Annotated in this window: 25 protein-coding genes; 22 read left to right on the plus strand and 3 right to left on the minus strand. The window is 35.1% G+C overall.

The annotated features are described in order from the left end of the window. The 22 genes from SKC37_RS08135 (at nucleotide 1) to SKC37_RS08240 (ending at nucleotide 20,669) form a co-directional block, all read left to right on the plus strand. Nucleotides 1-1,026: a glycosyltransferase family 2 protein gene (locus SKC37_RS08135; RefSeq protein ID WP_377981000.1), complete on the plus strand. Its 1,026-nt coding sequence runs from the start codon at nucleotides 1-3 to the stop codon at nucleotides 1,024-1,026. Continuing rightward, on the plus strand, nucleotides 1,023-1,835 hold the full coding sequence (locus SKC37_RS08140; RefSeq protein WP_377981001.1) for a glycosyltransferase family protein: 813 nt from the start codon (nucleotides 1,023-1,025) through the stop codon (nucleotides 1,833-1,835). Before SKC37_RS08135 ends, SKC37_RS08140 begins: the two co-directional genes overlap by 4 nt. Next, entirely contained in the window at nucleotides 1,832-2,707 is an 876-nt protein-coding gene (locus tag SKC37_RS08145; RefSeq protein WP_377981002.1) for a glycosyltransferase family 2 protein, read from the plus strand. Before SKC37_RS08140 ends, SKC37_RS08145 begins: the two co-directional genes overlap by 4 nt. Further along, nucleotides 2,704-4,023, plus strand: coding sequence for a hypothetical protein (locus tag SKC37_RS08150; RefSeq protein WP_377981003.1), 1,320 nt, complete (start codon nucleotides 2,704-2,706; stop codon nucleotides 4,021-4,023). The genes SKC37_RS08145 and SKC37_RS08150 overlap by 4 nt, the downstream gene beginning before the upstream one ends. Before the next feature lies 1 nt (nucleotide 4,024). Next, nucleotides 4,025-5,200, plus strand: a complete 1,176-nt coding sequence (locus SKC37_RS08155) for a hypothetical protein (protein WP_377981004.1) — start codon at nucleotides 4,025-4,027, stop codon at nucleotides 5,198-5,200. Beyond that, nucleotides 5,182-6,039: a glycosyltransferase family 2 protein gene (locus tag SKC37_RS08160; RefSeq protein ID WP_377981005.1), complete on the plus strand. Its 858-nt coding sequence runs from the start codon at nucleotides 5,182-5,184 to the stop codon at nucleotides 6,037-6,039. Before SKC37_RS08155 ends, SKC37_RS08160 begins: the two co-directional genes overlap by 19 nt. After that, nucleotides 6,036-6,986, plus strand: a complete 951-nt coding sequence (locus tag SKC37_RS08165; protein ID WP_377981006.1) for an NAD-dependent epimerase/dehydratase family protein — start codon at nucleotides 6,036-6,038, stop codon at nucleotides 6,984-6,986. The genes SKC37_RS08160 and SKC37_RS08165 overlap by 4 nt, the downstream gene beginning before the upstream one ends. Continuing rightward, nucleotides 6,980-7,948, plus strand: coding sequence for a GHMP family kinase ATP-binding protein (locus SKC37_RS08170; RefSeq protein WP_377981007.1), 969 nt, complete (start codon nucleotides 6,980-6,982; stop codon nucleotides 7,946-7,948). The genes SKC37_RS08165 and SKC37_RS08170 overlap by 7 nt, the downstream gene beginning before the upstream one ends. 2 nt (nucleotides 7,949-7,950) lie before the next feature. Continuing rightward, nucleotides 7,951-8,508 carry a D-sedoheptulose-7-phosphate isomerase gene (locus tag SKC37_RS08175; RefSeq protein WP_377981008.1) on the plus strand — a complete coding sequence of 186 codons (558 nt, stop codon included), beginning with the start codon at nucleotides 7,951-7,953 and terminating at the stop codon, nucleotides 8,506-8,508. Then, the gene (locus SKC37_RS08180; RefSeq protein WP_377981009.1) at nucleotides 8,498-9,316 is read left to right on the plus strand and encodes a glycosyltransferase; all 819 of its coding nucleotides are present in this window, start codon (nucleotides 8,498-8,500) and stop codon (nucleotides 9,314-9,316) included. Before SKC37_RS08175 ends, SKC37_RS08180 begins: the two co-directional genes overlap by 11 nt. Continuing rightward, nucleotides 9,317-10,039 carry a nucleotidyltransferase family protein gene (locus SKC37_RS08185; protein WP_377981010.1) on the plus strand — a complete coding sequence of 241 codons (723 nt, stop codon included), beginning with the start codon at nucleotides 9,317-9,319 and terminating at the stop codon, nucleotides 10,037-10,039. It abuts the gene before it with no gap. A gap of 7 nt (nucleotides 10,040-10,046) precedes the next feature. After that, complete coding sequence (locus SKC37_RS08190) at nucleotides 10,047-10,928, plus strand: NAD-dependent epimerase/dehydratase family protein (protein WP_377981011.1); 882 nt, start codon at nucleotides 10,047-10,049, stop codon at nucleotides 10,926-10,928. After that, entirely contained in the window at nucleotides 10,921-11,469 is a 549-nt protein-coding gene (locus tag SKC37_RS08195; RefSeq protein ID WP_377981012.1) for a sugar transferase, read from the plus strand. The genes SKC37_RS08190 and SKC37_RS08195 overlap by 8 nt, the downstream gene beginning before the upstream one ends. A gap of 146 nt (nucleotides 11,470-11,615) precedes the next feature. Next, nucleotides 11,616-11,777 carry a hypothetical protein gene (locus SKC37_RS08200; RefSeq protein WP_377981013.1) on the plus strand — a complete coding sequence of 54 codons (162 nt, stop codon included), beginning with the start codon at nucleotides 11,616-11,618 and terminating at the stop codon, nucleotides 11,775-11,777. A gap of 149 nt (nucleotides 11,778-11,926) precedes the next feature. Next, on the plus strand, nucleotides 11,927-12,547 hold the full coding sequence (locus tag SKC37_RS08205) for a type IV toxin-antitoxin system AbiEi family antitoxin domain-containing protein (RefSeq protein WP_377981014.1): 621 nt from the start codon (nucleotides 11,927-11,929) through the stop codon (nucleotides 12,545-12,547). After that, nucleotides 12,544-13,395, plus strand: a complete 852-nt coding sequence (locus SKC37_RS08210; RefSeq protein WP_377981015.1) for a nucleotidyl transferase AbiEii/AbiGii toxin family protein — start codon at nucleotides 12,544-12,546, stop codon at nucleotides 13,393-13,395. Before SKC37_RS08205 ends, SKC37_RS08210 begins: the two co-directional genes overlap by 4 nt. A gap of 125 nt (nucleotides 13,396-13,520) precedes the next feature. Beyond that, on the plus strand, nucleotides 13,521-15,956 hold the full coding sequence (locus tag SKC37_RS08215; protein ID WP_377981016.1) for an SLBB domain-containing protein: 2,436 nt from the start codon (nucleotides 13,521-13,523) through the stop codon (nucleotides 15,954-15,956). After that, on the plus strand, nucleotides 15,956-16,990 hold the full coding sequence (locus SKC37_RS08220) for a Wzz/FepE/Etk N-terminal domain-containing protein (protein WP_377981017.1): 1,035 nt from the start codon (nucleotides 15,956-15,958) through the stop codon (nucleotides 16,988-16,990). The genes SKC37_RS08215 and SKC37_RS08220 overlap by 1 nt, the downstream gene beginning before the upstream one ends. Beyond that, nucleotides 16,990-17,709, plus strand: a complete 720-nt coding sequence (locus tag SKC37_RS08225) for a hypothetical protein (protein ID WP_377981018.1) — start codon at nucleotides 16,990-16,992, stop codon at nucleotides 17,707-17,709. Before SKC37_RS08220 ends, SKC37_RS08225 begins: the two co-directional genes overlap by 1 nt. After that, a complete protein-coding gene (locus SKC37_RS08230; RefSeq protein ID WP_377981019.1) occupies nucleotides 17,702-18,394 on the plus strand; it encodes a glycosyltransferase family 25 protein in 693 nt (230 codons plus the stop codon). Before SKC37_RS08225 ends, SKC37_RS08230 begins: the two co-directional genes overlap by 8 nt. A gap of 2 nt (nucleotides 18,395-18,396) precedes the next feature. Continuing rightward, nucleotides 18,397-19,218, plus strand: coding sequence for a hypothetical protein (locus tag SKC37_RS08235; RefSeq protein WP_377981020.1), 822 nt, complete (start codon nucleotides 18,397-18,399; stop codon nucleotides 19,216-19,218). Then, nucleotides 19,218-20,669, plus strand: coding sequence for a flippase (locus SKC37_RS08240; protein WP_377981021.1), 1,452 nt, complete (start codon nucleotides 19,218-19,220; stop codon nucleotides 20,667-20,669). Before SKC37_RS08235 ends, SKC37_RS08240 begins: the two co-directional genes overlap by 1 nt. Here SKC37_RS08240 and SKC37_RS08245 read toward each other — a convergent pair. The 3 genes from SKC37_RS08245 to SKC37_RS08255 are packed head-to-tail and all read right to left on the minus strand — an operon-like array spanning nucleotide 20,640 to nucleotide 22,922. Further along, the gene (locus SKC37_RS08245; protein WP_377981022.1) at nucleotides 20,640-21,530 is read right to left on the minus strand and encodes a glycosyltransferase; all 891 of its coding nucleotides are present in this window, start codon (nucleotides 21,528-21,530) and stop codon (nucleotides 20,640-20,642) included. The genes SKC37_RS08240 and SKC37_RS08245 overlap by 30 nt on opposite strands. Then, nucleotides 21,527-22,303, minus strand: coding sequence for a nucleotidyl transferase AbiEii/AbiGii toxin family protein (locus tag SKC37_RS08250; RefSeq protein ID WP_377981023.1), 777 nt, complete (start codon nucleotides 22,301-22,303; stop codon nucleotides 21,527-21,529). Before SKC37_RS08250 ends, SKC37_RS08245 begins: the two co-directional genes overlap by 4 nt. Next, a complete protein-coding gene (locus SKC37_RS08255; protein WP_377981024.1) occupies nucleotides 22,290-22,922 on the minus strand; it encodes a type IV toxin-antitoxin system AbiEi family antitoxin domain-containing protein in 633 nt (210 codons plus the stop codon). The genes SKC37_RS08250 and SKC37_RS08255 overlap by 14 nt, the downstream gene beginning before the upstream one ends. Nucleotides 22,923-22,978: the final 56 nt, after the last annotated feature.

Below are 22,978 nucleotides of genomic sequence, written 5' to 3' on the forward strand. Positions count from 1 at the left end.
TTGGAAAAAATTGTTATTAGTTTTTGTATCTCAACTTATAATCGTGAAACTAAATTATTAAGATTAATTTATGATTTGTTGAAATTTGTTGGTGATAGTATTGAAGTTGTTGTTTCAGATAATAACTCGTTAGATAGTACTTTTGAAAAACTTTCATACATTCGTGATTCAAGATTAAGAATTTTCAGTAATAAGGAAAATATTGGTGCTATTCCGAATTATATTAAATCAATTTCTCTTGCACGAGGGGAATTTGTAATATTCTGTACAGATAAAGATTCAATTAATGTATTAGAATTGCCAAAGATTATTGAATTTCTAAAAATTAATAGCAATTTATCTACTGGTATTATTGCAATAGATGCGCTTTCAATAGAACCTAATTTAATTTTTAATAAAGGGAGAACTGGATTAGCTAATTTAGCTTACCTATCAAGACATCCAACTGGATATTTTTTTAACAATACTTTATTACGCCAATTATTAAAAGAGAATGATTATACTAATAATTTAAAATATGGAGTATTCCCTTTTGAATTTATCGTAACTAATTTGTGCTTATTAGGAAAATCTGCAAAAGTTAATTTTCCTTTTTTTTTCGGGGAAACCTCTAGCGATACTAATTTAGTAAAATCTTTTTCTTTCTCTACAGCTCAAAATAATATCTATTTTTTTCCTGAAGAAAGGTTTAGTATGTTTTTAAAATATGTAAATCATTTGTGCTCTCTTCCAATATCTTATTTTGATAAAATTAATTTACTGAAAATTTTAATTAGAAGAACATTAGGGTTAGTTACAGTATTTTATAAAAAAATGGTTGAAGATGAATCTGTATGCAATCATTATGGCATTTTGTCAAAAAAAGTTGGTTTTTATACAATTATCAAGAATTATATAACATTCGTTAGCCAATTTATTCTCAGATGTAGTTTTAGTAATATATTTATTCGAATATTTATAATTATTATAATTCATTTTGATTTTAGGTTAATCTCAAGAGTCTTTGTTAATAAATTGTTAAAATGATAAAAATTGCGGGTCTTGTCGTTATTTATAATTCAGATTATCAGGATGTTTTCAAGAATATTTATACATATCTTCCTGAGTTAGACAGGTTGTACATATTCGATAATTCCGATAATGGTTCTGACAATGAACTTATTTATAATTCTATCTCAGAAAAAGTTGTTTATGTAAGTTTCCTAGATAATATGGGGATTGCATTTGCCTTAAACTATTTTTGTAAAATTGCTATACTGGATGGATATAAGTATCTTCTTACTATGGACCAAGATAGTTCCTTTTCTATAGGAGATTTTAAAGATTATTTAACAGAACTTAGTGTAATAGATGATTTAACTGCTATTATTGCTCCATTATACTTTGGTGAAGATTCAGATAATTATCAGTTTTATACCTCTGGTTCTATTATTAATTTGAATATATGGAATCAAGTTTCAGGGTTTGATGAAAATTTATTTATTGATGAAGTAGATGGCGATTTCACATTCAGAGTATTACAATTTGGGTACAAGTTAAAAAAAAGTAATTCAATAGTTTTAAATCATCTATTGGGAACGAAAAAATCTAAAACAATATTTGGAAGGCATTTTACAAGTGACAATCATTCATTTATCAGAAAGTATTATATTGCCAGAAATCGAGTTTATTTAATTAAAAATCGCCGGGAAGTATTCTGGTTATATTTTAAGGATTCATTTGTTAAACTTTTAAATATGATTATTGTTGAGGATAATTTATTGTTGAAATTTAACTACATTTTAAGAGGGGTAATTGATGGGTTGTTTAATAATATGGGTAAAATTAATTTATGATTTCAGTTGCAATAGCTACTTTCAACGGCGATAAATATATTAAGGAGCAAATTTTATCTATTGTAAATCAGACTTTAGCTGCCTCAGAGATAATTATATCTGATGATAACTCTAGCGATAACACAATAAGTATTATTGAAGAATTAATGTTAGATTTTCCTGAAATTAAATTATTTAAAAATTATGAAAATTTAGGAGTTATAAAAAATTTCAATAAAGCTATTAGGTTATGTAGTGGTGATTATATTGCATTGTGTGATCAAGATGATTTTTGGGAGCCTAGTAAACTAGAGACTCAATTTTCTTTGATGAAAAAATATGAGTTATTTTCAAGTAAACCTTATTTAATTGTTCACGATGTAACTCTTGTTGATTCTAATTTAAACGTGATAGATAGTTCATTTTTAAATTATACTGGTTTATTATCTGTAAAAAACTCCTTTAAACAATTGTTAGTATGGAATAGAAATATTGGGTGTTCAATGTTTTTTAATAAGCGTTTAAAGTTAATATTAGGAGATTTGGGAGATAATGCTTTAATGCACGATCATTGGATTAGTTTAATCGCGTTAATTTCAGGTGAAATTATTTTGCTTGATCATAATTGTATTAAATATAGGCAGCACAATCATAATGTTACAAAAACAATTAAAAGAAACTTATTTGACGTACTGATTTCATTTTTTTATCAAGACAGTTCATACTTAGTCAAACAAATAAACCAAGCAAAAGAATTTTATCAATCTTATGATAATGTTATTAAATATTCAGACAGGTTAGTGCTTAGAAGATTTATTAGGTTGGAACAGAAGTCAGTAATATTTAGAAAATGCTATGTCCTGATTTTAAAAATATTTAATGTTGCAATATGAAAATTATTCATTTAGATATTTTTTATTCATTTGTTAATCTTTTTTTTCGACTGGTAACTGGACCGCTAACTATGTTACTTATATCGATTTATCTAAATCCAGAAGAGCAAGGCTATTGGTATTTATTTGGGGGTATTACAGCATTCAGTGTGCTTGCTGATTTGGGCTTTACAAATATTATTTTACAATTTTCAGCTCATGAGTATGTTAAATTTCGAGAAATCAACAATATAATTGAAGGTTCAGAATCTGATCTAATTACTTATGGTTTATTATTGAAGTTTGTAATTAATTGGACATTGAGAGCTTTAATATTCCTTTATCCTTTAATCTTTTTAGTTGGGGTCTATTATTTACATAGAGATGATAAAGTTTTGGAATATATAATTCCGTGGATAATATATTCATTAGGAACTGTATTGGCATTTATTGCTAATGTGTTTATTTCTTTTATTGAGGGGATGAATAAAATTTCTTTTGTCCAAAAGCAAAGGTTAATATCTTCTATTATTAGTTTGGTTTTAACAGTGTTGTTATTGTTGTTAAACCAAACTCTTTATGCTTTGGCTATAGGTATGATAATAAGTTCTTGTTATTTATTATTGATTATACTTTATAAGAATTATAAAACACTAATTAAGTTAATTGCCTTTTCTAAAGGTGGTGTTTATGATTGGTATGGAGCATTTATTCCGCTATTTAGGAGGTATGCTATAAGTTTCGCAAGTGGATTTTTTATACTTCAAATGTTTATCCCCCTTTCGCATTTTTATTATGGTTCAATTATTGCTGGTAAAATCGGAATTACTTTAGCTTTAATAAATTCCATTTTTCAAATAAGCAATATATGGATTTATACTATTAATCCCAAGATTAATTCTTTGATTGCAAAAAGGAGATTTATTAAATTAGATGAATTATTTGATAAAAGAATGGTATACGCGATCCTTTCTTATCTGATTTTATTTGTTGTGTTCTTATCATTTTTTCGTATCAAAAGCGATGTTTTAATGTTGTCAAATCTATTAAAAAGGTTTCTAGATCTTCAATCTATAATATTTCTTTTTTTAGCATATTTTTTTCAATTGTTAGTAAATTCTTGGGCAACATATATACGAGGCTTTAAAATTGAGCCATTTGTTTTACCATCATTTATATTGTCATTGTATATTATTAGTATTTTTCTTTTTGTGGGCAATTATTTTGATTATAAATATCTTTTTATCGGGTTTTTATCATCCTATTTATGGTGGCTTCCGGTTGCTCGCTATATTTTTTTAAAGCACAAGAAAATTGAGCAATCTCGATTTATTTAATATGAATAATTGGTTATATAGACTTATGAATTTGTTCTTCTTTGGTCTTGTTTTTATTCTAACGAGGCAAATTCCTTTTTCGTCCTTTTCATTACTAATGAATATTAGTTTGGTGGGTGTTTTCTTATCATATTTTTGTTTATATAAAATTAGAGTTGCTGCTTTATCTTTATTAGATGAATTTTTAGTTTTTTTTATTTTCATATTAATTCTCCATTTGGGATATTCAGTTTTATTACAATCTAATAAATTAGAATATTCTGTTAGATTTTTTATTATTATATTGTCTATATTGTTGGCGTATTATTTGAATAAAATACCAATAAGAAGTTTATACTATTTTGTTGCTATTGTTTTATTACAAGCTCTTTTTGTGATTTTTGTTGAAATAATTTGTCTTTTCTTTGACAATGGTGAAAATGTCGCCATTTTGCAAAGTATTGTAAAATTTTATGAATGGGGTTCAATATACTCAAATGGAACTTTTTATCATATTCAGATAAAAGGTAATGCTCTATTGCCATTTACTTATATGGTGGTTACTATTGTATGGGTCAATAAAAGGTTATTAAGAATAATTTTTTTGATTTCTACAATATTTGCTGGAAATTTTGCTTTTCTGATTTCAATTTTTTTTTTTCACACACTTTTATTTTTATTGAACTTAAAAAAAAACTATAAATCTTACTTAAAGATTTTTGTTGTTTTTTTATTGTTAATTGTTCTTTCTTCTACAATTATTGGTTTTGTTATTGAAAAAATTAATTCAAAATTAGATGACTCTATATTTGAGAGATTTGAGCAAAAAAAGTATTTATTAGATCATTTGACAAATAATCCATTTTCTATTTTGTTTGGGAATGGCTTAGGAACTACGCTTAATGTTCAAAGTTATACTAGAGATTATAGAGATTCTATTTATTTTGAAATTCAACCATTGTACTTTTTAGATCAAATGGGGGTTATTTTATTTTCTTTTTTTATTTTATTAAATATTGGTTTTGTTTATAGAAATTATAAAAATTACTCTTTATTAGTAATCTATGTTAGTTATATATTATATTCATTTTCTAATCCATACATTTTGGACACTAATCATATTGTTGTTATTATGGTTTTAAATATTATACAGTACAATTATTTATCTAAATGTAATAAATGGAAGTTTACGCATTAATTGTTTTATATAATCCAGACTTTGATTCTTGTTTAAGTAATTTGTATTCAATAAGAAATCAAGTATCTAAGGTGATTGTCATTGATAATTCTCAGTGTGAGATTGATAAGGACAATTTTGATGGTATAATTGATTTTTATTATTTTAATAATAATGTTGGAGGTATAGCACAAGCTCAAAATTTAGGGATAGAATATGCACTTAGTGATGGTGCAGATTTTATTCTTTTGTTGGATCAGGATAGTTTTTCGTCTCCTGAAATGGTTTCAATTTTAATTCGTGATTTTTTCAAAGTAAGAAATTCTGGGTTTAACATAGCAGCAATTGGCCCACAGGCGATTAATGCTGAATCGGGGATTCCTTACGCTCCTCGATTTAGAAAGTTTTCACATTTTGATTTAGACTCAAATGTTTTATTCTGTAATGAATTAATAAGTTCAGGGACTTTAATTGATATCTCTGTTTTCAAGACAGTTGGTACAATGAATGATATTTTATTTATAGATGGTGTTGATCATGAGTGGTGTTGGAGAGCTAAGTCTTATAATTATATTTTATCTTTAACAAAGAATGCTAGTTTATTTCATTCATTAGGAGAGGGAGATAAGTCTTTTTTCGGAATTAGGATTTCTATTTCTAGTCCATTTAGAATTTATTTTCAATATAGGAACTTTATTTATTTATGTTTTCAAAATCATGTGCCATTTTATTGGAAAGTGAATAATTTTATTAAATACTTTGTGAAATATTTTTACTACCCAATTTTTGTTTCAAAACATTATTTTGCTAGGATTAATGTTGGAATTATTGACGGATTTAAATTGTTATTTTTAAGATGAAATATATATTAATTACTGGTGGAGCGGGATTTATTGCCACACATTTGATAGAAGTACTAATTGAAAATTCTGGAAATTTTATAGTTGCAGTTGATAATCTTTCAATGTGTGATGATAAAAATATATCAAAATTTTATAACAAGGCAAATTTTGCTTTTCATAAAGTAGAGTTAACTAATCAACACGATTTAGCTCTAATTTTTAAACAATACGACTTTTCTTTAGTATACCACCTGGCAGCTAATTCGGATATTAGTAGAAGTTTTACGAATCCAAGTATAGATTATAATAATACGTTCAATACAACATGGAATGTTTTAGAACAACTAAGAATTAATCACATTAAACAATTTATTTTTGCTTCTACATCTGCAATTTTTGGAGAGGTTGGGGAAAATATAATTGATGAATCTTTTGGTCCTATTTTACCAATTTCACATTATGGTGCTGGAAAGCTTGCATCTGAAGCTTTTATTTCATCATTTGCTTATAATTATGATATTGAGTCTTTGATAGTGAGGTTTCCGAATGTTATTGGAGAATATTCAACACATGGAGTAATTTATGATTTTATTAATAAGTTAAAAGTAAATCATACTGAATTAGTTGTCCTTGGTGATGGTAGGCAAGAGAAGTCTTATTTATATGTAAAAGATTTAATTAGAGCAATTCAATGTGCTTGGGATGCCAAAGTGGATAAAGTTGATATTTTCAATATCGGAGGAATTGACACTATAAATGTTTCTGAAATTGCTCGTATTGTTGTTGAAAATATCGGATTGGGGTCAAAAATCTCTTACACAGGTGGTGATCGTGGATGGAAAGGTGATGTTCCCAAATTCTCTTATGATATAAATAAAATATTAAGTACTAAATGGATTCCAAAATTTAATTCAAAAGAAGCCGTTGAGTTGACAGTTAAGTCATTAATTAAAGAAATATGGTAATAAGTAAAACCCCATTTAGGATTAGTTTTGTAGGTGGTGGCAGTGACCTTCCTTCGTATTATTTAAACCACGGAGGGGCTGTTTTAAGCACGAGCATTGATAAATATATTTATTTATCAATGCATAGTTATTTTATCGGTAATAAATATTTTTTAAAATATTCAAAGAATGAGTTAGTTGATACAATAACTGATATCAAGCATCCAATAATTAGAGAAGTTTTTAGACACTTTGACATCACGGGAGTAGATTTCAATAGTAGTGCAGATTTACCTTCTGGTACAGGTATGGGTTCTTCTTCTTCATTTACTTCTGGTCTTATAAATTTATGTTGTACGTTTAAAGGTATGTACATGTCAAGAGAGTCAATTGCTGATTTGGCCTGTAAAATTGAAATAGATATTTTAAAAGAGCCAATAGGAAAACAGGATCAATATGCATGTGCAGTAGGAGGATTAAATTTCATTGAATTTAATAAGGACAATACTGTGAATGTAGAAAAAATCCATTTGGATGTTGAAAAAAGTGACACAATGTCCAATAATTTGTTGCTTTTTTATTTAGGAAATACAAGAAGCGCTTCAAGCGTTTTGGGGGAGCAGAAACAAAATATTGAAGATGGGAAAAAGATTGAGAATTTAAGTAAAATGGTAAAATTAGCTTATGAGCTTAAATCTGAAATTTTAAAAGGAGAAATTGATGCTTTAGGTGAAAGTCTACATAAGGGGTGGATCTTAAAGAAAGAACTTGCATCAGGCATTTCAAGTGAGGTCATTGATCATTATTATGATTTAGCAATTAATGCTGGTGCGATGGGGGGTAAATTGCTCGGAGCAGGCGGAGGAGGTTTTTTATTATTTTACGTTAAACCGGATAAACATACGAAAGTAAAAAATGCATTAAGAGATTTAACTTATACAGAATTTAAATTCGATAATTCAGGAACAAAAATTATATATTAAAAATGGAAAATACAGTTAAAAACTACTTAACAAATTTAGTTTCAACTATTCAATCTTTAAAAATTGAAGAATTTACTAATGTTGCTAGCGTATTGAGAGAAGCTCGTTCAAAAGGGAAGCGCATCTTTATTTTTGGTAACGGAGGTAGTGGATCTACAGCAACACATTTTGCTTGTGATATTAATAAGGGTGTATCATACGGTAAAAAAGAAAGATTTAGAGTTATTTGCTTAAATGATAATATTCCAACATTGTTAGCATATAGTAATGATGTAGGTTATGATGTTGTTTTCAAGGAACAATTAGAAAATTTTGTAGAACAAGGAGATATAGTTATAGGAATCAGCGGTAGTGGAAATTCGAAAAATGTATTATCTGCTATGGAACTTGCAAAGGAAAAATTAGCAATAACCATAGGAATTACTGGTTTTATGGGGGGTAAACTTAAAGAAATCACTGATTACTCAATAAATGCAAATTTCAATGATATGCAAATTTCTGAAGATATTCATATGATTTGGGTTCACATTATGATGAAATGTTTTGAAAATGACTTGTAAGTCAAGTGTTTTAATGTCCTTGTTTTATAAGGAATCTTCTGTATACCTTGAAACTACATTATCATCTTTAGCTAATCAAACTAGAAAAGCTGATGAAATTATAATAGTAGTAGAGGGAGAATTATCTGCAGAATTAAATGATATTTTAAATAAATGGGAGCAATACTTTGGCAAAAATGTATTAATTCTTGTCAATGCAAAAAATGAAAAAGGTTTTGTAGCCTGTTTAAATTTGGGCTTAAAGATTGCTAAAAATGAAATAATTATTAGGATAGATACTGATGATTTTAGTGAGCCGAATAGAATTGAAGTTCAAATGGCAGAATTTGAAAAAGATCCTAATTTAGCTTTATTGTCTGGTCAATTAGCAGAGTATGATGAAAATCTGAAAGGTGAGCCAAAAATAAGGAGAGTGCCCTTGTCTTATTTAGATATATTAAAATATGCTAAAATGAGAAATCCAATTAATCATCCAACTGCTGCATATAGACGTAAAGTTGCATTAGAATTAGGTTCTTACCCAAATGTTGGGTCAAATGAAGACTATGCTTTATTTACTACTTTTTTCAAAAACGATTATTATACAATCAATTTGGAAACTCAATTAGTTAAGGCTAGAACAGGAAATGCTTTATATTCAAGAAGAAGAGGTAAAAAATATTTAAAAGGGGAATTGGAATGCTTGGAGTATATTTATAGAATTGGTTTTTTTTCATATCCCATTTACCTATTTCATCGAATTACTAGAATTATATTAAGAAATATGCCCGTTGGTGTAATTCGATTTACTTATAAATTTTTACGGTAAATGAAAGAAGTTATTATTTTAGCAGGGGGCTTTGGGACAAGATTGAAATCCGTAGTAAGTGATTTGCCTAAGTGCTTAGCTGAAGTTTCTGGAAACCCCTTTTTATCATACGTCATAGATAGTCTAATTAGTTATAATTATAATCATTTTGTTTTTTCCCTGGGGTATAAATCAGAAGTTATAATTGAATTTATAAAAACAAATTATCCTAAATTAAATGCTACTTATTCAATAGAAGAGGATCCCCTATTTACAGGAGGCGCAATAAGACTTGGATTAGAAAAGTGTCGAGAGCATAATGTTTTAATTATTAATGCTGATACTTATTTTGGATTTGATTTAGATCAATTTTTGTCAAAGCATATTGATCAAAATTCAGATATATCAATAGCATTGAAATATATGGAAAATTTCGACAGATATGGAGTAGTGAAGTTTGATGAAAACAATGTTATAAATAGCTTCGAGGAAAAGAAATTTCAAAAAAGAGGATTCATAAATTGTGGGTATATAATTATTAAAAAGAATGTTTTAATGGACATGCCACTTAATATTCCATTTTCGTTTGAAAAGGATTTTTTATTTCTTAATCTTTCTAAATTGAAATTATTAGCTTTTGTTGCCAATGGTTATTTTATTGATATCGGAATTCCCGAGGATTTCATAAAGTCGAATTTAGATTTTAAAGGGATCACTTCTTTAAACGATTTAAATTCAATTTAAATTGATTTTGTTAACAGGAAGTAATGGTTTTCTCGGTAAATATTTAATTCAAAATTTGCCGCCAATGAGTGTTAAAACGCTCAATAGAAGTAATAGTGATTACGAGGTTGATTTATCTGTAAACACACCTTGCTTTAAAGGTGAATTTGAAACAGTGATACATAATGCAGGCAAAGCGCATATTATTCCAAAATCTAAAGAAGAAATAGCTTCCTTCTATAATGTAAATGTAATAGGCACAAAAAGTTTATTAAATGGGTTATCTAAATTTCCACCTAAGCGCTTTGTGTTTATTAGTTCTGTAAGTGTTTATGGATTAACTCAAGGTGAAAATATTAATGAGACTAGTCCATTAATTGCTAGAGATCCTTATGGTCGAAGTAAGATTGACACTGAAGATATTGTAAAAAAGTGGTGTGAGCATTATAATGTTACTTGTACCATTCTCAGATTACCACTTGTTGTAGGGGCGAATCCCCCAGGGAATTTAGGTTCACTGATATACGGGATTAAAAATGGGTATTATTTTAATATAGCTGGGGGTAATGCAAAAAAGAGTATGGTATTAGCATCTGATATTGCTAAATATATTTTAGATGCGGCAGAGGTTGGTGGTATATACAATTTAACTGATGGAATACATCCAACATTTAATGAGTTAAGTAAAAGTATATCACAAAATTTTGGTAAATCATTTGTCCCCAATATGCCTCTATTTATAGCTAATATATTGGCAATAATTGGTGATTTACTTAAAGATATTTTCCCAATTAATTCCTATAAATTATCTAAAATTACATCTACACTGACTTTTGATGATTCAAAGGCTCGAAAAGCATTCAATTGGAATCCAACCCCAGTTCTAAAAGGTTTTAAAATCAATGAATAGAATTATTGCGGCAATAGTGTTTTTAGTTTTGTTCCCTATCTTTCTAATGGTTGCATTGGCCATATTCATAGAAGACGGATCACCAATATTCTTCAAACAAAAACGAGTAGGCATTAATTATATTTTCTTCAACATCTACAAGTTCAGAAGCATGAAGAAGAATACCCCGAATATCGCGACACATTTATTAGAAAACCCTGCGTCCTATTTGTTGAGAATAGGAGGGGTATTGCGGAAATTGAGTTTGGACGAATTACCAAATCTCATCAACATTATCAAAGGAGAAATGGTATTTGTGGGGCCGAGACCGGCCTTGTATAACCAAGACGATTTAATGGCCTTACGGGTCGCAGCAGGGGTAGACAAACTGAAGCCAGGAATCACCGGTTGGGCACAGGTTAACGGGCGTGATGAAATCTCTATTGAGGCTAAGGTGGCGCTGGAGAAAGAGTATTTGGAAAGAAAGTCGGTTTGGTTTGATTTGGTGATAGTGGTGAGGACTTTTACTTCAGTAATTTTTAGTAAGGGGGTGGCGCATTGATTTTGAATTAGATTTTGTTAAAAGAAGCTCGCTGGATGGCGGGCTTTTTTGTTTAGGGGGGATTATCAGTTTGTTGATAGTGAGGCCTCGTGATATTTTGTTACCTTTATTGGACAATAAATCTACTACGGTAAAATTCAATAGCAATGACTCAAAATACGATCAAGATTCAAATCGATGCTATTCATAAGGCAACCGCACAGGCGACTAAATCCCCTGAATCTGCTTTGCATTTCTTGACCAAGGCGGGAATTATTCAAAATCTTCCTCAAGCGAATTCGACTTCTTCTATTTCTAAAAAGAAATAGTCAAATGTCAAGTTAAATCACTTGGCATTATCTTTGAATTCCGAATTGTAGTCAATAATTTAGCATAAAATGTAAAATAATTTAATTTAATTCGGATTATTTCCGAATTAAATAGGTAATTTTGACATATGGATGTCAGAATACTTCTAATGGAATATGTGGATCAGCCCATTAGCACACAAGTTTTACTTAATTTATTAAGGGATTATAATAGGCCCTATGATAAAATCATGGAATTAGTGAATAAGGGAGATCTTGTTCAATTGAGAAAGGGGCTTTATATCACCACTTCTTTAATAAGTACGCATAGACCCGAACCATTTTTAATCGCGAATCATTTGCTTGGACCTAGCTACATTTCTCTCGATTCAGCGTTGTTTTATTGGGGATTTATTCCTGAGCGTGTTTTTGAAATTACAAGTGTCACCAATAAACCGTCTAAAAGCTTTATACTTGAAAAATCGACTAAATATAGCTTCACCCATTTGCCTTTTGCCTACTATCCCCTTGGAATCAAGTCTTTGCAATTGACGGCTAAGCAAACTGTTTTAATAGCTAGTCCAGAAAAATGTATTTGTGATAAAGTTATTACAACTGCAGGGGTAAATCTTAGGAGTAAAAAACAAGCAATAACTTTTCTAGTAGAGGACTTACGAATTGAAAAAGACCAATTGAGAAAGTTGAATTTAAGAGAAATGGTGAATTGGCTGCCTATTTGCCCTAAACGACCTAGTTTTAAGAATCTAATCGAATCAATCGCAGAATTATGATCAAAGAGTGGATAGAATCTTATGAACCGAATAACATTCAAGATACCGAGCAAGCACTAAGAGAGATAATGCAGGAAATTGCTTTGGCAGGATTATATAGAGCTAATTTTTTTAAACATGCGGCCTTTTACGGGGGTACTGCTCTTAGAATATTTCACGGGTTAAATCGATTTTCAGAAGATCTAGACTTTTCCTTGTTACAAAAAAACACAGATTTTGAATTCGATGGTTATTTTAAATCTATTTTAGATGAGTTTGATGCTCTTGGATTGAAAGTAAGTTTGAATCAGAAATTGAAATCTACGATTTCGAATATCGATTCAGCCTTTCTAAAATCAGAAACACTGTGGAGTGAATTGATATTTGATGGTACGATTCCGCAGATCAAGCTTTCCAATAAACCAAGCATTAAAATTAAGCTGGAAATTGATACGAATCCACCTCTTCGATTTGGAACAGAAAATAAACTTCTGACAAAACCATTTTCTTTCTACGTGAATTGCTTGACACTTCCAGATCTGTTTGCGGGTAAAATGCATGCGCTACTTTTTCGCAAATGGAAGACCAGAGTTAAAGGACGCGACTGGTATGACATGGAATGGTACATTAAAAAGGGAATCAAACTTAACCTATCCCATTTTTGTCAAAGAGCGCTAGAAAGTGGAGACTGGGCTCAAGAATCGATGACAAAAAGTCAATTGATGGAATTACTGTCTTTGAAAATTTCAACGGTTAATATCAATATGGTCAAACAAGATGTAATTCGATTTATACCAAACCCTCAAGATTTAGATATATGGTCTCGAGAATATTTTCAGCAAATCTCCGAAAGACTGGATGTATGTTAATGGCTGGAACGTGTCGATATTGGTTTAATACCCCGTTCAATAAATTATCAATTATCTTATAAAATAAAATAGTAATTTTGTAGACTGGTTTTCTGTCTTCTGACAAGACCTAAATGTAAAGAGAGATGAAAGCATTCCACATACTTATATTATTGATTCTGGCTATTCCCGTATTTGCCCAGGAGATCCCCGTAGACATTAACAACATTAGCGATCAGCAATTGGCACAGATTATGGTACGCTATCAATTGCAAGGTAGAGCGCCGGAGGAGATCGAGCAGATTATGAAGGCGAAAGGTCTTCCAGCGGATCAAATCATCATTTTGAACCGCCGTATTGCGGAGATGGATCCCTTAACAGCGACATCCATTAATGCCTACAAGACGAAAACGAAAGACGAAATTACGGTTCCGCGCAAGAAAATTGACATTGTGGCGCCATCAGCCGCTCCCGCTGGTTTACGCGTTTTCGGTTCCGATATTTTTGAAAATCAGAACTTGAGCTTTGAGCCTAACTTGACTATTTCTACTCCCCGCAATTATGTGATAGGTGTAGGAGATGAGTTAATTGTGGACATTTATGGTTTGAGCGAAAGCACGAAAAAATTAAAAGTAAATACAGAGGGATTCATTCGTTTCCCTAACCTAGGTCCTATAAAAGTGGCAGGCTTAACGATAGAAGAATCACAAGTCCGCATTCGGGAATCAGCGGCAAAAATCTATACGACGATTGCTGGAGGCAGTACGAAAGTGATGGTCTCATTAGGTCAATTACGTTCTATTCGAGTAACCTTAGTGGGCGAGGTGAAGAAACCAGGTAACTATTCTGTATCCTCTCTTTCTACTTTGATGAATGCGTTGTATGCTTCTGGCGGGCCATCTGATCTAGGCTCTTTCCGCAAGATCGAATTAGTTCGCAATGGAAAAGTAATTACGACTTTAGATTTATATGATTTCTTATTAAAGGGAGATCTATCGAAAAATAGAATCTTACAAGACGACGATGTGATTCGCGTAGGAACTTACGAATCTCGTGTGGCGATCAGTGGAGCGGTGAAGAAGAAAGCCTTGTTTGATGTTAAGAATGGGGAAAATGCGGCGGATATCTTGCGCTATGCCGGTGGCTTTGCAGATGATGCTTTCAAAGAGCGTATTCGAGTGAAAAGAATGGGTGTGTCGGGTTTCGAAGTACAATCCGTTAAGGCGGAGGCGTTAGCTTCTTTCAGCTTACGATCTGGGGATACGTTGGTGGTAGATGCTTTGGCAAATACATTCACGAATCGTGCCTTTATCGATGGGGCGGTGTATTATCCAGGGGAATATGGCTTGAATGAATTCGCGAACCTGAAAGACTTATTGCTTGCCGTCCGTGTGAAAGAAAATGCATTTACGGATCGTGCGCTTTTGAGCCGCTTGAATCCAGACTTAACGCCTGCGGTGCTGCCTTTTAATGTAAAAGACGTGCTTTCAGGTAAGACCGATATTCGCTTACAACGCGAAGACAAAATCCACATTTATCCTATTGCTAGTTTACGTGAGGCCTATTCAGTGACCATCAATGGCGAGGTAAATCGTCCGGCGACTTTCACATTTGCTGACAATATGAAGGTGCAAGATTTGATCCTGCTAGCAGATGGCTTTAAAGAGGGAGCTTCCCGTTCTCGCATCGAGGTTTCTCGTCGTTTGTTATCTACTGCTACTTCAGATACGACAGCTTATTCGATCATTCATTCGATTGACTTAGGGTCTTCATCGGCGAATGATTTGAATTTCGTGTTACAGCCTTTTGATATTGTTTCTGTACGTAAATCACCTACTTATCGATCTCAAATCACCGTTTCTGTGGAGGGAGAAGTGCTGTATCCGGGTAACTATACCTTATCAGGCAACAAGGAGCGACTTTCTGATATTATCGCACGTTCAGGTGGTTTAAAACAAACCGGTTATGCGACAGGTGCTATCTTGTTACGTAAGACACGTGTAAATCAGACCTCAGCTGATGAGGCGTTGTTTTCGTCGAAGATTAATACGATTTCAAATCAATCGAAACGTAGCTCGGGCAATTCATTTGCGGCCACAGATACAGCGAAAATCGCATCGAATGTGAATGGTTTGTTAGTGGATCAAAAGCCCGTGGGTATTCGCCTAGCAGAGGCAATGGAACGCCCAGGCTCATTATATGATATTATTTTAGAGGAGGGGGACGTTATTAAGGTACCTAAATTAACTCAGACGGTGCAGACTTTTGGGGCTGTGAATGTTCCACGCCAAATCGCCTACCACAGTGGCTTAGGTTTCCGTCGTCTCATCTCTGAATCTGGTTGGTTCGCTCCTAATGCAGCTCGCCGTTACGCCTACATGGTTCGTCCGAATGGCGAGATCAAAACAACCAAACGATTCCTATTCTTCCGCTTCTACCCTAGCCTAGAGCCAGGTGCGGAGGTATATGTGCCTGCTAAGAAAGACAAGAAACCTATTTCTACGCCAGAGTACATTGCGATGGGAACAGGTCTAGCATCCTTAGGAGGCTTAATTATCGCTTTAATTAACACGGTGAAATAATGTCAGAAAAGAAAACAATCGTGCTAGGGGATGTCATCGAATCAATCAAACGATTCTTCAGCTACCTGCGTTCTCAATGGAAATTAATCGCCTTATTTGCTGTGATCGGGCTCGTACTGCCTCTCATTTACCGAGCTATGCAGAAGCCTGCTTACGCGGCATCTACCACATTTATCCTCGAAGAGAAGTCAGCTAGCGGTGGTGGATTAGCTGGACTCGCTTCACAAGTTGGCTTGGATTTAGGAAGCTTGGGTAGTGGCTCTAGTTTGTTTACGGGCGATAATATCCTGGATATCATCAAGTCTCGTGTAATCATTGAAAAAGTATTGTTGACGCCTATTTCTGGTAATTCAGGGAATACCTTAGCAGATTTGTATTTAGAATTCTCGGGTTTAGGGGAGCGTTTGCCGGCTAAGGTTTCGTTTGCTATTCCGGCTGCTGCTGGAGCTGAAGCGCCGGCTCACTCGGTATACCAAGACTCAGTCTTGTATGTGATGTACGAGCAAATCGCGAAGAAGAACGTGTCTGTGGATCGCTTGAATAAGAAAGGATCCATCTTTAAAATTGTAACCGTTTCACAAAACCAGGTGTTCTCGAAGAATTTTGCAGAGCGTTTACTGAAAGAGACGACCACCTATTACGTAAACGTGAAAACGAGCACAGCAGCTGCGAATGTGAAGCGTTTACAAGCACGTGGAGATTCTTTATTGCGCGTGTTGAATGCGAAGTCGTATACGGCAGCTTCCTTTCAAATCTTAGATCCGAACGTGGCCTTTAAGTCCATGTCCGTACCTGCGGAAGTGAGTTCACGGGATAAATCAATTGTCTTTAGCATCTACGCGGAGGTGACGAAAAACTTAGAAATGAGTCGCATCGCCTTGGTTTCTCAGACACCGGTGATTCAATTACTAGATGTGCCTAAATATCCCTTGATGGACGATCGCAAATCCTATGGATTTCTAGGTTTCGCTGGTCTATTGGCTGGATTATTAGTCGGATTCTTCCTTTGCCTCTACCTTTATACGGACAAATAATGCGTCGGGTGTTTCTATTGCGCGCTTACGGAGATTTTGCGATAGCGGTTCAAGCCCTGCCCGCAACAGATTCGATCGTAGCATCTCTGCACTTGAAACCCTTATATGAAGCTTTAGTTTCACGAGGCTGCATTTCATCACGATCGATTGACTTTGTGGATTTCGGGATTACAGGATCGCAATTGAATTTGTTTACGAATAAGACGTTATTAGGTTTTGACACTTTTCGTCAATTATTGAAAATCAAGCAGTATGTACGCGCGAATCCTGGTTCGTCTGATTTCGTCGAACAAAGCGCTCGAATGGGTCTTCTGAATTTCTTCACGGGCCACTCATTTAAATCAATTTTTAAAACGGGTCAGTCGGTGTATGCCGCCTATGGTTTACCTGCACTAGGACTGGAAAGAAAAGGAGATAAGGTATTGATCTTGCCGGATGCGCGATTGCCTAAGCGAATCATCCCCTCCTCGATTTTAGCGAGAATCGATGGGCGGGTAGCGCGGTTCGGGTCTGATTATACTAGGTTTGAGCAATTGATCGATTTGATTCAGGCGTCTGATTATGTGGTGTCGTCTGATTCTTTGCCCTTACACTTAGCATATTTATGTTGCAAGCCTCATTTCATTCTATATCCGGATGGCGGTAAACAGGATTTCTTTACTTCAGATGCTTTAGCTTCCGGATCTTTCAGCACGTTTAGCCAATTCAGCCATGTTTAAACGCGCGTTCGTCCTTTTTGCGGAACAGGAGACGGAGCGTAAGACTCATGTGGAGGCGCTGCGATCTGTATTGCCCACTTTAGAGGTGGTGGAGCCAGTGTTTCCGGCGCGGAGACATGTCCCCTTTTTAGACGCTTTGATTGAAAAATCACGTGTACGAACGGGGAAAGCTTTGTTGCCTACGGAGATTGGAGTGATTTTGAGTCATCGAAAGGTGTGGCGTATGATTGCTCAAGAAGATTCCCAAGAACATTTTTTGATCTTAGAATCCGATAGTAGAATACTTAAGTCGGAACTTTTGAAAGCAGAAAAGGCAGAGAAATATGATCTGTTCTTTTGGGGTGCTTGGAACGGCTATGCGAGCCTAAAAAAGTCAACAGTTCAACAGGGAGTGGGGGAACCGATGATTAAGTCCGTTTACGGGGCTTATGGTTATTCTTTGAATGCGAAAGCAGCGCGGTATTTGTTGCAGAAAACAGCTCGGATTGCTTATCCGGTAGATATGTACAAGCGCTTTGTGGATCCTACGGAGATTTCTCTTGGGGCTATCGTTCCAGAAGTAATTTCGACCTGGCGTACCTCTGATTCGTTGATTCGACAGGAGAGTCGCTGGCATCTGTTGACCGCTGAATTAATTCGGATGATTTTCTATTGCCGAAACACGATACAATCGTACTTTTGTTAAATATGCGTACACCTAATTCCATCGTAGCGATTACTTGGGACGGCAAAACCAGCCCCATGGACCACATTCATTTTGATGTGGAGCCCGCTTTCGATTGGTTATTGTACGATTACAGCGGTGCAGTTGCGGAGGCACCCACGCCGGTGGCATACTATCTCTCTATCAAATCAGAGTGCAAGGGCGATGTGATGCAGAACATTTATGCATCATTGGCATCAACGCCTTTGTCCTACATCGGATTTTTAGATGATGATCAAATCATCTCTGTTTCTGATCTGAATAAGCTTTTTTTCATTGCATCTTTAGAAAAATTAGACGTGTTTCAGCCTAGTTTGAACCACGATTCTTATTATCATTTACGGCAATTCCTACATAAACCTGGTTACTTGATTCAAGATACCTGGTGGGTGGAAATTATGTCGCCATTTTACAGTGAGGCCGTTTTTCAGGCCGCTGGACCTCATTTCAAGCATTCGATTTCCGGTACGGGACTCGATGTGTATTTGATTCCTACCATTCAGCGCCTGATAGGTAAGACGAAAACGGCGGTAGTGCATGGGGTACAACTAAAGCATGCCCGTCCGATTCGTACGGATAACCGGGTATTCTCGAATGGGAAGACGAATCTAGAAGAGATTCGCTATGTGCAAGGCGTTTGTCGTCAGATGGCCGCCGAAAATCCAGCGCACTTCGACTCGGATTTTCATTATCACGTGTTAGACCGTCGCTATGTGCACGGAGTGCCTTTGGCCTATAAAATCCAACGCATTCCCCGGATGATTCGAAACTTATATAAACTGATCGTGGACGCGAGTTACCGCTAATGGAGACCCGGAAAAATGTCTTTTATAATGTGTTATTAGCGATTACGCAGGTATTATTCCCGCTAATCACGTTTCCGTATTTAGCGCGTACGCTGGGTCCAGAGCATGTAGGGGTATTGAATTTTGCGGAGAGTTTTGCCAAGTATTTCGTTTTATTAGCCGCCTTAGGAATTCCTATTTACGGGGTGCGCGAAGTGGCTAAAGCGACAAGCGATCGCAGCTTGCTGACGAAGACTTTCACAGAAATTTTTATCATCAATGCGCTAGGTACATTACTTCTAAGTCTAGTTTTCCTCGGGTTCATTATCGCCTTACCGCAGCTGGCAGCAGAGAAATCCCTCTTCTCCTGGGCGCTGGGTTACTTTATCCTACAAGTCTTTCAATTAGAATGGTTCTTCAGCGGAATGAACCAATTCAAATTCATCGCCATTCGTTCCCTCGTCATTCGCCTCTGCTTCATTGCGGCGGTGTTTCTGTTTATCCGGAACACGAATGACTATGTGAACTATTTCCGGATGCAGGTGGGATTAGCCGTTATATTAGCTGCATTCAACGGAAAAAGACTGTGGGATTTGCTCGATTTTTCTGGCTTCTCGTTCGCAAAGCTAGAGTTGAAGAAACACATCAAGCCGATGGCTTTGTTGTTTTTAACCATCTTCACGATCTCCGTTTATTTCTCGCTGGATACGATCTTATTAGGCTTTTTAGCAGATAATGAAAGCGTAGGGTATTATTCCTCGGCTTTGAAATTAAATCGCCTGTTTATCGGTGTCTTGAGTGCGATTTCGGTAGCTATGTTCCCCGGGCTGGTGAGTTTATACCACAAGGGCGAGAAAGAGGCTTTTGTGGTGATGGTAAAGCAGTGTTTTTATGTGCTCGTAAGCCTTTCGATGCCTTTGGTCTTAGGTATTGTGACCTGCGCGCCAGAGATCATCCATATCTTGCTGGGAACAGCCTTTGATAGAGCGATTTTACCGCTGCAAATCACGGCGCCGCTCATCTTGATCATCAGTATGTCCGGGATTTTTGGCTTCCAAATCCTCAGCGCAGTAGGCAAGGATAAATCCATCCTTATTTCCGCGCTGATCGGGATGTTTATCAGTATTATTTTAGCGTTTCTTTTAGTTCCTACGCTGAAAGAAAAAGGGGCGGCCATTACGATTCTATTGACCGAATTAGCCGTTTGTATTGCCTTTGTCTATTTCACGCGCAAAGAAATATCGCTATCAAACTACACCACGGTCTTCTTTCAACAACTGCTAGGGTTGATTCCCTACCTAGGAATCGTATTCTTGTTTAAGTTGTTTGTACCTACGTTATTGTTGCGTTTGCTGGTGATAGGGGTGTTTTCGTTGGCTTGGTTTGTGGTATTGCAACTGATCATCTTGCCGGATACCGTATTCCGTACACAATGGAATCGCCTAGCGGATCGCTTTAACAAAGAGGAATAAACAGGCGCGCAGCTGGAAATAGGTCTTCCCGTATTCTGCATACAACTCAATTTGTTCTTGAATCTTCGCCTTGTCCATATAAGGCAAATCCAAATTCGTGTACAGGCGTTTCATCGCCGCTTTCCAGATAGCAAAATCTTTCATCACCGGAACGCCATCGTACAAGGCTAAATTAAAGTCCAATAATTGCTGTCTTTCTTTAATCTTTCCACCTACCTGCTGGTTTGCATGGCTGCGGTACTGAAATAGTTTCTCCGGGTTAGCCTCTAACTGATTTTTATCTGCAAAATATAGTCCAATCCAGCCGTCGTGCAATAAGCCAGGCATTTGTGGGATGTCTTTTTCAAGGAGTTCTTCATTTCGCTTAAAAGCCAATCCGGCACCCGTGACTACATTGTCCACGCGCCGCTCGAAATCGGCTAGTTCGACTTGACCGTATGGGAAACCGATAATATCCCATAAGCTCATGCCGTATTGCGTTTCCCCTACTTCATCAATGATGTCTGCATTACTAAATACAGCGCCCGCACTGGGATTTTCCTGGAAAAAGGTGAGTGTCTTTTCTACTTTGGTAGGTAACCAGACATCGTCCTGATCTGCAAGGAATAGGACATCTCCGCTCGTCATGCGCAGGCATTGCTGCATATTCGCTACGGTGCCCAAATTTTTTTCGTTAAAACGGAGCTGAATTTGTGGATAATCGGCAGCATAAGCGGCTAAAATCTCCCGCGTGCCATCCGTAGATCCATCGTCACACACGATAATTTCGTGAACCGGAATACTTTGACTTAAAATCGAATCCATTTGCGCCTTTAGATAAGCCGCACCCTGGAAGGTGATCATGGAGACGGAGAGTTTCATAGAATGCTTCTAAGGTAGGATGGAAAATTTTGTACCTGAATGACTTCAGAGGGCTGAAATAAAAAAGGAGCTACATCGTTCGCCATTTCGTTCATATTTAGTGTAGAGCAATGACTCAAAATTGCCCCCTTTAATTGTGCAGGGGTCTTTATGCCCAGTTTCTGTTCTAAATAGGAGTAGTCAGGCTCCTTTATTTTGGACAAAATAAAAACAATATCGTAAAAATCCCTCCCTTTATTTCTAGGACGATTCAAAACGGCATAATATTTCTGAGCTAATAGGGTTTCTAGCGGTGTCGTAAAAATCTGGGTAAACACGTCAAACTTGTTCAAGAAGATTAAATTAGGCTCGTATGCGTAGTTTTGTGATTCCGTATCTAACTGAAGTAGAATCTTTTCTTCCGAGTGACCTGACATGCCTAAATTGAATAACACGGAGGGGAAGCGAATGTAGCAATGAAAGGCGCCTTTAAACACCGTTTTGATTTCCACTTGATATCCCTCAGCGCTTAGTTTTTGTATGATTAGCTCGGCGAGTTCATTGAATTCACCCGTACTCATTCCCTTGTTATCAAAATCTAAATCCTCTGAAAAGCGCTGATTCCCATGCACAATTCTCAAATTCGTACCGCCTAAAAAGATGAGTTTAGTCGCAAATACACTGGTATAGATAATCTCGAGAAGTTTATATTGCAAGTACTCCCGGATGATAAATCTGCCTTTTGAATGTAATGAAATCGGATAAGCCGATTGTATGGAATTATAGCTGAGCATAGTGGTAGGTTTGCTTAAAAACCTGCACTCTTTTTTCTAAAGCACGGGATTTAAATAGGCTCAAATATGACACAAATTTTCCCCAATTGATTCCTTTTATAATATCCACATTGAAGCGCAGTGCCTCCATATCTGCCTCGGTTTGGATTTCTGGATGCAGATACAGATAATCTAAAATAGCTTTTTCTAACTCCGCCATTAAAATAGCCTGAGGGCTTGGATGTGTCGTTTTATATCCCCAAAAGAGGCCATTCTTGATGGATCGATAGGTGAAATTACCTCGATCATTTTCATAATGGGATGTTTTTTTTGTAGTAACTGACGTGGTACTAAAAGTAGCCTCTGGAATCAGTCCATAATAGTCAAAAGCAGACTCTAATGAGATGTAAGAGGGTTTGCAAAGCAAATTCGCTACCCTAAATTGTGAGTATCCCGAGCGTTCCATTTTGGCAAAACAATACCACTTATTTGATAATTTTTGCAAGTAATTTTTCGCTTGCCATTCCACCAGACGCCTGGAGTCGAAGTGTGGAAATGCTTTATAGATGTCTTGCGTGCTGAAAACACCGAAGACTTCCATTTGTTCCCAAAAGGCTAGAAAGCTTATTCTGTTTCTCATAATTGTGATAATTAACAAATATAAGAAATAATATTACGAAAAGGCGTGCATTTTAA

Source organism: Aquirufa esocilacus, from assembly GCF_042715595.1.
Lineage (GTDB): Bacteria > Bacteroidota > Bacteroidia > Cytophagales > Spirosomataceae > Aquirufa > Aquirufa esocilacus.